Below are 285 nucleotides of genomic sequence, written 5' to 3' on the forward strand. Positions count from 1 at the left end.
CCGGCCTGGTCAGGGAGCGTTTCCGACGCCGGGTGATGCCCCGGATGCCGCGCCGGCGCATGGTCTTCTCCACCTTCCTGCGGCTGATCCGGCGACCACCCCGGCATAAGGCCGCGTGGATCCGCGGGGCACCGTAGGCACCCCGGGAGGCGGTGTGGACCTCGCGGATCTCGGCCACCAGATCCCCCTCTCCCGCCTGCCGGAGCGCGGCGGCGGGCCGTGCCGCGACCCACGCGTAGGAGGTGGACCGAGGCAGGCCGAGCACCCGGCACAGCAGCGCGACGG

1 protein-coding gene is annotated in these 285 nt (G+C 75.1%); it reads right to left on the reverse strand.

From position 1 onward, the window contains the following. The coding region (locus IF89_RS50130) for an IS3 family transposase (RefSeq protein WP_420707031.1) at nt 1-265 on the reverse strand (265 nt) is incomplete at its 3' end. Nucleotides 266-285 lie beyond the last annotated feature (20 nt).

Source organism: Streptomyces sp. NRRL F-2664 (genome assembly GCF_000719345.1).
Lineage (GTDB): Bacteria > Actinomycetota > Actinomycetes > Streptomycetales > Streptomycetaceae > Streptomyces.